Raw genomic sequence first — 11,339 nt, 5'->3', positions numbered from 1 at the left:
TTCAAAAAATACTGAAAAAATATAAATATGGCGTTCAAATTTAAACTTGGGCACCATTTGCTGAAAGGAAAATAACTTATTCAAAGAGGAGTAAAGTTTTTGCTTTTTCAATTAAATGCAGTCGAATATGTTCTTGCGTCTTCTTACCAGTTTCCTTCCTTAGTAAATCACTTAAATAATTTGTTAAATATCCCATTTCACTTGCTAAATATTTAACATTAGGTATTCCTTTCTCCTCTAAGTCTTTTGAGTTAAAATAATCTCCAATCAGTATATTAAAACGTGTAATTGCATCTCTATTTACAGTACTTCTGGTGATGAATTGCCTGCTATAAAAACGCTTAGAGTAATTAAGCAATGCTTCAATATTTGAAACTATGAGCTCCTGACTATACTCATCAAGATTCTGACTAAACTCATTTTTGATTGTCTTGACGATATTGGTTATAATTTCTTTTTCCTTTATAGCATTGTAATGCTCCATCCTATAATTGACCAATACCCATTATGTAAAACTCATCACCAACCCATTTTCCTAATGGGTTTTGAAAGTATTGTGTGTTTATTTTATTTGGTGAAATATTAAGATAATCGCAATAAACAGATTCTACTGGTTTGCCATTTAATTCATAAAGGATATATTTTTTTGAATCCGCTTTAGTTACCACCATTTTTAAATCAGTTGGTTTATAAATAGTTTCCTTAAAAGCTTTTATCCTTCCATTATTCTTAATAAACGCATATGCATAAGCATCTTCATATATAACACCATTACAAGAAACCTTATTGCAATCAACACCAGCTCCTATTAAAGAAATATTCTTATTTTCTAAGATACTTCCTAACGTTGTCATTAGCCGGCTGTGATTTCCTGTAGCAAAATCAATACAAATTGTATTTTGTGACTCTGCTTTTACCTTTTTAATATCCTCTTCCATTCGACTAATATACTTAACTGGCATAGAAGAAAGTTCTAATATAACATTAGCCGCTACACTAATACAATCATAAAATGCAATTGCTGTTACCCCATTTTCAATCGTGGAATACTTTGTATAACTAGTACAAGTACATCCGATACTTGGAACACCTGGATACAATTGTTCTAATTCTTCTACATGTTCTTCAAATTTGTTTTTCTTTGATAATAGTATAATTAAAGAAGGATTAACAAATCCTTTTACTGCTTCAGTTAAATTACCACTATGGCTTGTTCCAATTTTTTGTTCCATAAATAAATCTCCTTTCAAATTTATATTGATTATTATCATACCTATCTTTTACTTATCCTATTTGCGAGTAAAATCTAAGAAGTCAAATAAACTTGACTAATAAATATAAGAACAGATCAGCACAAAATATATTGTACATTGTGCTGATGAAGCTGTTTGTTAGTAAATAACAACTATAACTCTATTCCAACTTCTCATTTTGATTCTTTTACGTAAGGATAACATTTGGAAGTTAATTTAACTCGTTGTGCTAGTTGAAATTTTAGAAAGATTTACAGATAGAAAAACTCTAGCATAGTATGTTACCCTATCATTGAAAAGTACCACCAAATCAATGAAGGGGGAAATACATATATGCTAGAGCTTTACAAGACAGATTCTATCACAACTATAGAAGATTTAAAAGATTTTATAACTGTCATATTTGTTATTGTTGATGACATCTACCAAGAAGTAACTCCAGCATACATTAAAAACCGTAAAAACAGTAAAAATTCAATAATGAATGATAGTGAAATAATAACACTCTCGCTTTCGGGTGAACTTATGTCTATTGATTCAGAAAAAGTTTGGCTTGGATATTGTAAAAGAAATTTAAAAGAACTATTCCCAAGTTTTTGTAGTCGAACTAGATTTAATCGAACCCGAAGGGCATTATATAGAACAATAGAATTAATAAGGCATAGTCTTACAAAATTTATTAGTTTGCAATATGATTGTTTTAGAATTGTAGATAGTATGCCAGTTTATGCTTGTAAATTTGGCAGAGCAAGATTTCACAAAACATTCACGGGCTACGCCGCCTACGGTAAGTGTGCTTCCAAAAAGGAAACTTTTTATGGATTTAAGCTACACTCTTTAATCACATTTGATGGTTATATAACAGACTTCATATTAACATCTGCAAGTATTGATGATAGAGAAGCACTATGGGAATTAACTGATAATGCAAAATATCTAACTATACTTGGTGATAAAGGATATATTGGTAACAGTATTCATACTGAATTATACTCAGAGCGTAGCATAAACCTTGTATCTTTAAAAAGAAACAATAGTAAAATACAGCTACCAAAAAAATTAAGGCAGCAAATATTCAAAAAACGAAGACTAATCGAAACAGTTAACTCTCAATTATCAGAGCAATTAAATGTACCTAAGGTACTTGCTAAATCAAGATTAGGATTATTAGCAAGACTTGAAACAAAAATATTAGCTCATAATATATGCTGCTTTATAAATAAGTTTTTAAGAAAAAGTATGGATATTTTAAAAATAAAACAGTTATTGTTTGGATAATATATCCATAAAGTTAAATATTATTTTTATGGGCGCATTATACATTAATCTATTGGTATAACAAGTAAATATAAGCACATAAAGGAATTGATCTTATATAGCACAACGAGTTAATTTAATAAATACATATATTACAGATAAAATTATATATTTTATAGATTTTTTTGCGAAAACCCCATCACAAATAACAGATAAACAAGAAAACACTTTATTCCCATGCAAAGCATCAAAAAATAGCTCTATTCTATATAATCAAGAATAAGAGCCATTTTAGTTTTAAGAAACCTGATATATAAACTTAAGAAAGAACTTCTAATTATTGTCATATCCTTTAATACTATTGGTTACTTAATCACGAATAAAATTTGTCATTGAACCAGTTAAAGCTTCAAACATCTCAATATTATTTTTTTTTGCACTTAATAAGCATGTTATATTATTAGCTAGTACTTTAAAAATTCTTACACCTTCCTCGTCTTTCATAACATCTTTAGGTGTGAAAACATGGATTTGATCCCAATAATTTGATGAAGCAATTGGCATTTGACATATTTTTATTGGTTGAGATTTTCAAAATTATGATTAATAACTTCTATGAGTCTGAATTCATTATTTTCATATTCAAATTTCAATATGCAACAGTTTCCAATTCTTTCTTTTTGAGTAACATCACTAGTATGTGCCCATTTTCTCATAAAACCTCTACATGAAGCACCATGGGAAACTACTAATACAACTTGATTATCTTCCTTATTCATGATTTCTAATAGTATATTGGAAATTCTATCTCTCATTTCCATTTCACCTTCGCCACCGAACTGAATGAAAAAATCACCATAAGGAATCTTTGGATTTAAATTTTCACTCTCCCCTTCGAGCTTTCCAAAATTCCACTCTTTTAACCCCTTTACTCTTGTATAAGACATATCTGTAACTTGTTCTAAAGTATCACAAGCCCTTTCTAAAGTAGATGAATAAGCATGATCAAATATAATATTATTATCTCTAAAATATTGCCCTACAACTTTTGCTTGAGCAATACCTAATTCAGTTAATGGCGAATCACACCATCCTTGAATTTTTCTTCTAATATTAAATAAAGTCTGTCCATGTCTCATTAGATATAATACTTTCTTCATATGTTTTCTCCACCTTAAACTCAAATATTTTCCGAAATAATTTATTGCAAATATTCATGTAGTTTCTAATTTCACTTATGTTTCTTTATTCTGTATATAGTTTATCACTTTGAGTTAACACCAGGTCAAGTAGTTTTTTAATTTTTACTTTCTTTTCAGATTCAATCCTTGATTATATTTCCTCATACCCTTTTACTCTTTATAATTAGTATATTAAATTTGCTCCATTTGCAGCAATAATTTCCTTGTACCAATAAAAGCTCTTTTTCTTATACCTTTCTAAAGTTCCACTCCCATCATCATGTCTATCTACATAGATAAATCCATATCTTTTTTTTAGTTCAGCTGTTGATGCACTTACTAAATCTATACATCCCCACGTAGTGTACCCCATGAGTTCAACACCATCTTCAATTGCTTCTGCAACTTGAACAAGATGATCATTCAAGTAATTAATCCTATAGTCATCATTTACAGTTTTATTACCATTCTTATTTATTATTAATTCATCAACAGCTCCTAATCCATTTTCAACTATAAATAATGGTTTTTGATATCTATCATAGAATTGATTAAGTATATATCTTAATCCTTCTGGATCTATCTGCCATCCCCAGTCTGATGCTTTTAAATATGGATTGTGTACTCCACCAACAAGATTTCCTTTTCCTTTTATATCTTTCTCAACATCTGCAGTTGCACATGAACTCATGTAGTAACTAAATGAAACAAAATCTATTGTATTTTTTAATATTTCTTTATCACCAGGTTCCATCCTTATTTCTATGTTGTTTTCCTTAAAAAATCTATTCATATATCTTGGATATTCTCCCCTTGCATGAACATCTCCAAAGAAAAGATTTTGCCTATCTGCTTCCATAGCTTTAAGTACATCCCTTGGTTTTGGTGTTAATGGATAGTTTGGTACTCCAAGAATCATACAACCAATTTTAAATTCTGAATTTATTTCATGACCAATTTTTACTGCAAGTGCACTTGCCACTAACTCATGATGCATAGCCTGATATAAATCTTGTTTACTTAATTGTTCTTTTGTAGTCCATATTCCAGCGCTCATATAAGGAAAATGAGTTGCAGAATTTATTTCATTGAAAGTTAGCCAATATTTCACCTTATCTTTATATCTAGTAAATATTGTTCTTACATAGTTTTCAAAAAATCTTATTAGCTTTCTGTTAACCCATCCATCATAATTCTTAGCAAGTGCGAGTGGAGTTTCATAGTGTGAAATTGTGACTAGTGGCTCTATTCCATACTTAGCTAATTCATCAAACACATCATCGTAAAATTGTAATCCCTTTTCATTTGGCTCTTCATCATCACCATTTGGAAATATTCTTGACCAAGCAATAGATAATCTAAAAACTTTAAATCCCATTTCTGCAAATAGCTTAATATCTTCTTTATATCTATGATAAAAATCAATTCCTATAAGCTTCATATTATCTTCTGTCGGCTTATCTGTTAAAGGCCCCATCACTCCTTTCGGTGCTATATCTTGAGTTGATAATCCTTTACCATCTTCATTATATGCGCCTTCAAATTGGTTAGCAGCTGTGGCTCCTCCCCATAAAAATCCTTCTGGAAATTTAATCGACATAATATTCCTCCTAAGTCTTATAAGTAATAGCATTCATATTATTTTACTATTTATTAAAATTGTTGTTAAATACTAAATTCTTAAAATTTGATTTAATTATTATTCATTAATTATACTAGCAAATCTATTTAATATATCTTCGCTAGCATAATCACTTAAATTTACTTTACTACTTTTATTAATTCATCTTTTTCTTTTACGTCTTTGTCTATTAATGATAATACATCTTTATAATCACTTGCATTAGTAACAAGAACTGGGGTTATTACTTCATATCCTTCTTTTTTTATTGCTTCTATATCAAATTCAACTAATAAATCTCCTGCATTTACTTTATCGCCGCTCTTAACATAAGCCGTAAAATGTTTTCCACCTAATTTTACTGTATCTAATCCTATGTGTATCAAAATTTCTATTCCATCATCAGATGTAATTCCTATAGCATGTTTTGTTTCAAATAATGCTGAAACTACCCCATTAACTGGTGATACTGTTTTACCTATATTGGGTATTATAGCTATACCTTTTCCCATTATTTCCTCTGAGAATGTTATATCATTTACTTGGCTTAATGACACTGATTTTCCTTGAATTGGACATAAAATTATTGATTCACTTTTAGATTCAACTTTATCTAAATTAGCTTCTCTGACTTCTATTTTTCCTTCATCTGATCTCTCTTCATTATCTTCATTTGCTGGATCATCAAATCCAATTATCCATGTTAATACAAATGAGCCTATCAATGCAATAGCTGCTGTTATTAGAGCATTAATAAAGTTAGAGCCTCCATTTGGATTAATAAATTGAACTATTGATATAAGTGCTGGTGTTGCAAAAACATATACTTTTAAATATACAATTCCTGCATAAATACCTGCTATACCACTTGCTATCATACTTGCTACTAAAGGTTTTTTATATTTTAATGTAACACCATACATTGCAGGTTCTGTTACTCCTGCAAGTAACGCTGAAATACTTGATGCACTTGCAACTTGTTTTAAATCTTTATTTTTAGATTTTAGTGATACTGCTAGAGATGATGCTCCTTGTGCTAAATTAGATGGGAGCATTGCAACTAACAATAATGTTTCATATCCTCCTGGATTAGCTAAAGCTGCTAATGCTATAGGCACAAATGCCCAATGCATTCCTGTCATAACTATTAACGGCATAAATGCAGCCATTAAAGGTAATGCAATCCAATTTGCCTTATCTTGAATTGTATACATAACTGTTGATAAACCCTTACCTACTAAGAATCCAATTGGTCCAATAACTATTATTGCAATTGGCATAGCTATAAGTAATATTAACATTGGTTTTAAAAAATTCTTTGTAACAGCAGGAGTGATTTTATCTACAAATTCTTCTATATATTTCATTACCCATGCCATCATTATTATCGGAATAACTGAATAACCATAACTTGCCTGTGTAACTGGTAACCCTAAAAATGATACAGGTGTTTCTGAACCAAGTAATTTTACAAAATCAGGATATACCATAACACCTATTACTGCCGCAAATATATATGGATTAATATTAAACTTTTTAGAAGTGGAAATTACAAGTATTATTGGTAAAAAATAAAACGTTGCATCTCCAAGAGCTGATAATATAGCATAAGTCTGACTAGTATTTGATAAAAGTCCAATAGTTGTAAGCAATACTACTAACACCTTTACCATACCTGCACCAATTATTGCTGGCATAGTAGCTGACATACTTCCTGATATTACATCTAGTACTTTTGTAATTATATTTTGTTTTTCATTTGAACTTGTAGTATTATTAACACTATCACTAAAATCACCAAGCTTTAATACTTCTTTATAACATTTAGAAACTTCATTTCCTATAATTATTTGATATTGACCGCCTTTTTTCATAATACCCATAACACCATTTATTTTTTTAACTTCTTCATCATTTACAATACTTTCATCTTTTAAGGTAAATCTAAGTCTTGTCATACAGTGTATGACACTATTGACATTACTTTCTCCACCTATTTTTTCTAATATTTTTTTTGCTACTATTGAATAGTCCATAATACAATAATCCTCCATTTAAAATAAATTTTTAGAATCAATTTTAATGAAGTAAAGCCCATAATACAGTTTTCTGCTTACAGTAACTACCTTTCATACTAATTTATCTATATTTATACTTTTATCTAATGCCTAGCTAAGCTCTTCTTTACAAAAAATACCCAAGAAACGTAAAAGAGCTCTTATTTAACGTTTCTTAGGTATAGCCTGCATTACCAGTAACAATCCTCCTCCTATTCAGTTTGTTTTGTGACCCTATTTATATGAACTGCTAAATACATCATTTCTTCATCGGTAAGTTCTGAATTAAATTCACTTTTAATATATTTTTTAATTTTTTCTGTACATTTATATGCTTCCTTATATTTTTCTCTCATCATTTCAGAAAGACTTTTATCCTCATCTTCAATTTCACTTCCTCTAAAAATTCTTTGAGAAAAGAATTTTAAATGAGTAATAAATCTTTCATAGTGAAGTGAATATTCATCTAATTCTAACTTATAATGAAACTTTACTATATTTAAAATATTTTGAATCATATTAGTCATACTCATAGTGTCATCTATATTGCTAGAGTTAAGTTGAGCATTAACAATATGTAACGCAATGTTTGCAGCTTCATCTTCTGGTAAATCAACTTTTAACCTTTTTTGAATTATTTGGAGCGCCTCTTTACCAATTAAAAACTCATGATTATAAAATCTTTTTATTTCCCATAATAACGGATTTTTAAACTGCACCCCTTCTTTAACTCTTTCCATTGCAAAATTTATGTGATCTGTTAGTAAAATATAAATGTTATCATTTAGCTTTTTTCCGAGAGAATATCTTGCATAGGATACTATTTCATTAGTTGTTTGAATTACTTCTAAAGGGATATCAGATAATAATTCTATTAATTTATTTGAATAATTTTTATCTTCTAGAGAATAAATCTTTTCAACTTTATCTTTATCAATAATTTCACCATTTTTTTTCTTGAATCCAAGTCCACATCCCATAACAAGAACTTCTTTATTGTTATTATCAAAAGATTGTACTAGATTATTATTAATTATCTTCTCTATCTTCATAAGTGTTCCCCTTTTTGAGTGAATTAATTTAACAGATACACTAACTAAAAATAAACTACAACTTCAAGTACTCCACATATTACATATAAAATTAAGATTCTAAACTTAAATTAAATACTATTTTATCTTATTAGGTACACAAAAAAAGACTGTACCTTCAAAAATAATATTAACAAAATATCATCTATAGAACGGTAAAGCCTGCACAACCAGTAACATTCCTTTTTCATTATATGATAAGGATATCATATAATTTTCAACATGTCAATTATTTTCTTTATATCCATGATAAAAGAAATTATGATACTAATACTGTAAGTCCATTTAGCTAGTTATAAACTCTTACATGATCAGGATCATTCATAACAAATATTATTATATTATTAATTAGTGTAAAAAAATTAAGTTTGGGATAAATTCAATATGTTTTTTATAAAATATAACTTATTCATTTTCCACGGTTAAAATGTAAATATTTATTAACTTACATTTTATTTAATTAGTGGATTTCACGATAGCAGCTAAGCACAACATTTCCACCAATATTTAATATTAACTGCATCTCTCATAGCTTTGATGTGCTCTCTTAGATATAAAATCGAAATGTTCTTACAATTATTGCAAAGGACAAAGTTTTCATAATATTGTATATTTCAAAATAATACTTAATGCTTCAGCTTCAATATTATTTAGCTAATATGGTCATCTACTAAATTTTTTCTTTTATCTTAGGTTATCATAAAACTTATGGCCATCGCAGAAATAAATGAAAAACGTAATACTACAATTAACACACTTCACTATTATGAACATGTTGGAGTAATCCCTTATATGAACTGTACCACGAATGAAATCAGTAATTATACGAAACAAGATTGTGAATGGATTTATTTTACTAAATGTATGCGATCAGCAGTTTTTTCGATTGCAACATTAATTGACTATGTTTTACTCTTTCAACAGGACGATGTGACTGTTGATGTTAGGAAAAAGCTTTTGATCGAGCATCTTAAAAAGTTAGTAGCAATAATGGAAGACATGTGTCAAATCTTAGAACGCTTGAATTACGAAATTGAAAGATACGAGCAAGTAGTTGTTCCAAGGGAAAATACGTTAAAAATTTAAAAATTACGTACGAATGAATATAAATTATAATACAGTAGCATCACAGATTTTACTGGCATGAATGATACCATAATAACAATAAGAAAGATTAGAAACAAAGAAAAGTAGATAAAATAATAAGTACTGATTTTATTTATTTTACATCAACAAAAGTTCATTTTTGAGAGAATAAGCTTAAATAAAAGCCTGGGAAATAAACTAAAACCGTTTGGTAACGGGGCTACTCTTAACCTACAGAGAAAGTGCTATAAAAAATATGGTTTACGGATAAGTGCATGACTAAACTGAATGAAGCAAAACTGGAATGTATGAATTCGGTGTAATTGAACTGAATCTGCATCATACTTATGTTACTGCCACAGCGGAGAATTATCTATTCATTAATAATTATTTATATCATTGGATAAGTGAATATGAATAATACAGAAAGAGTGCATTTTCAAATACCTAGCTATTTCATTATATACAATGCAAAGAATCAATCCAAGATTCTTTGCATCAATTCTTTTTATTAATGGTCTTTAATTATATGATACTTTATAAATAGGAACACAATTAGATTTCATATAAATCATAATTACGAGTTCCTAAGCCAATTTTCTCTGCATGCTCCAACGTATGAATTCCATGTCTTGATTCCATTCTCTCAATCAAAGCTTTTCCACCTGCTGCATATACAAGATCTACACATGCCTGATCTAACGCAACAGGATCTAGTGATGAGAGAATTCCGATATCGTTCATTTCCGGTCTTGCAGGATGAGAATCACAATCACAGTCTACTGACAAATTATTCATAACATTAATATAGATAATATTTTTTCCAACATAATCTGCCACTCCTTTTGCGGCTTCCGCCATAGATTCTAAGAAATCATCTTGTGGTGTATTTGGAGAAAAACCAGTAGTTTCTTTACCTGCACTGTGAATCAAGCTTTTTCCTATTGAAGATGCAATACCAATAGACATATTCTTAATTACACCTCCCAAACCTCCCATAGCATGGCCTTTGAAGTGTGCGAGGTTCACTACAAAATCATAGTTTGCAAAACTTGCACCAACTATATCCTCTTTCAAATGCTTTCCTCCTATAATAGGAATTCTTATTGAACCTTCTGCATCCATAATATCAACTGGCGCTATGGCAGTAAACCCATGTTCTTCCAAAACTTTATGATGAGATTCTGTATCTGCACGTCTTCCACCATATGCAGTATTGCACTCAACAATAGTCCCATTTACTATTTGAACTAACGGAGCTATTAATTTCGCAGATAGAAAATGATGCCCTCCAGGTTCACCACTAGAAATTTTCACTGCAACTTTTCCTATTGCCTTACAATTTAATACCGTATAAATTGCCATTAATCCTTCTGCACTAATATCTTCTGTCATGTAAACAACAGATTTACTCTTGCTATTGCTATTCTTCTTGCTTAATAATAATTTCATATTTTTCCTCCTAATAATTAAATATTTCTTATATTCATAATCCGAGTTCATTTCAAATGAACTTTCAATTTTAACTATTTGCCATTCACTAACTTTATATATAATTTCCTTTCTTTATTGTACATTTCAAGTCTAGCACTTGGAGTTCAGTCCAAGTCAAGGCTTTTTATAAAAGATCTTCCTAAAATGAAAAACTAATTTCGTGATTGCAAGAGTAATTTTATCTTACACGAAGTTAGTCTTGCACAAAAAAGTAGTTCAACTATTTTTATCATGTATTTGAGATAATTGATCCAGGTGATAGTTTAACTATTTTTTGATTATCTAACTAAAACTATCTT

Annotated in this window: 10 protein-coding genes; 2 read left to right on the top strand and 8 right to left on the bottom strand. The window is 29.2% G+C overall.

Features of this window, described 5'->3' with window-relative positions; translation table 11 throughout:
• Window positions 1–76: 76 nt before the first annotated feature.
• Both CDLVIII_RS31985 and CDLVIII_RS12505 read right to left on the bottom strand, forming a co-directional pair.
• Entirely contained in the window at window positions 77–484 is a 408-nt protein-coding gene (locus CDLVIII_RS31985; RefSeq protein ID WP_242835907.1) for a hypothetical protein, read from the bottom strand.
• A 1-nt stretch (window position 485) separates the two neighbouring features.
• Window positions 486–1,232 (bottom strand): FIST N-terminal domain-containing protein, encoded by a 747-nt coding sequence (locus CDLVIII_RS12505; protein WP_009169807.1) that lies wholly within the window; start codon window positions 1,230–1,232, stop codon window positions 486–488.
• Window positions 1,233–1,586: 354 nt separating this feature from the next.
• Here CDLVIII_RS12505 and CDLVIII_RS12500 point away from each other — a divergent pair, with 354 nt between their 5' ends.
• Window positions 1,587–2,531, top strand: coding sequence for an IS982 family transposase (locus CDLVIII_RS12500; RefSeq protein WP_009169806.1), 945 nt, complete (start codon window positions 1,587–1,589; stop codon window positions 2,529–2,531).
• A 348-nt stretch (window positions 2,532–2,879) separates the two neighbouring features.
• On the opposite strand, the gene CDLVIII_RS32520 is transcribed toward CDLVIII_RS12500, so the two are convergent.
• The 5 genes from CDLVIII_RS32520 to CDLVIII_RS12475 form a co-directional block, all read right to left on the bottom strand.
• Window positions 2,880–3,014, bottom strand: a complete 135-nt coding sequence (locus tag CDLVIII_RS32520; protein WP_278245916.1) for a hypothetical protein — start codon at window positions 3,012–3,014, stop codon at window positions 2,880–2,882.
• Between the two features lie 71 nt (window positions 3,015–3,085).
• A complete protein-coding gene (locus tag CDLVIII_RS12490) occupies window positions 3,086–3,670 on the bottom strand; it encodes a histidine phosphatase family protein (protein ID WP_009169805.1) in 585 nt (194 codons plus the stop codon).
• Window positions 3,671–3,875: 205 nt separating this feature from the next.
• Window positions 3,876–5,291, bottom strand: a complete 1,416-nt coding sequence (locus tag CDLVIII_RS12485; RefSeq protein ID WP_009169804.1) for a glycoside hydrolase family 1 protein — start codon at window positions 5,289–5,291, stop codon at window positions 3,876–3,878.
• 161 nt (window positions 5,292–5,452) lie between these two features.
• Window positions 5,453–7,348: a beta-glucoside-specific PTS transporter subunit IIABC gene (locus CDLVIII_RS12480; protein WP_009169803.1), complete on the bottom strand. Its 1,896-nt coding sequence runs from the start codon at window positions 7,346–7,348 to the stop codon at window positions 5,453–5,455.
• A gap of 233 nt (window positions 7,349–7,581) precedes the next feature.
• Complete coding sequence (locus CDLVIII_RS12475) at window positions 7,582–8,421, bottom strand: PRD domain-containing protein (protein ID WP_009169802.1); 840 nt, start codon at window positions 8,419–8,421, stop codon at window positions 7,582–7,584.
• 747 nt (window positions 8,422–9,168) lie between these two features.
• Between CDLVIII_RS12475 and CDLVIII_RS12470 the strand changes: the two genes are divergently transcribed.
• A complete protein-coding gene (locus CDLVIII_RS12470) occupies window positions 9,169–9,546 on the top strand; it encodes a MerR family transcriptional regulator (RefSeq protein ID WP_009169801.1) in 378 nt (125 codons plus the stop codon).
• A 555-nt stretch (window positions 9,547–10,101) separates the two neighbouring features.
• On the opposite strand, the gene CDLVIII_RS12465 is transcribed toward CDLVIII_RS12470, so the two are convergent.
• A complete protein-coding gene (locus CDLVIII_RS12465; RefSeq protein WP_009169800.1) occupies window positions 10,102–10,998 on the bottom strand; it encodes a DUF362 domain-containing protein in 897 nt (298 codons plus the stop codon).
• Window positions 10,999–11,339 lie beyond the last annotated feature (341 nt).

This window comes from Clostridium sp. DL-VIII (assembly GCF_000230835.1).
Lineage (GTDB): Bacteria > Bacillota > Clostridia > Clostridiales > Clostridiaceae > Clostridium.
Note: the sequence above shows the minus strand (reverse complement) of the source record. Positions and strands in the feature narration are given on the sequence as shown.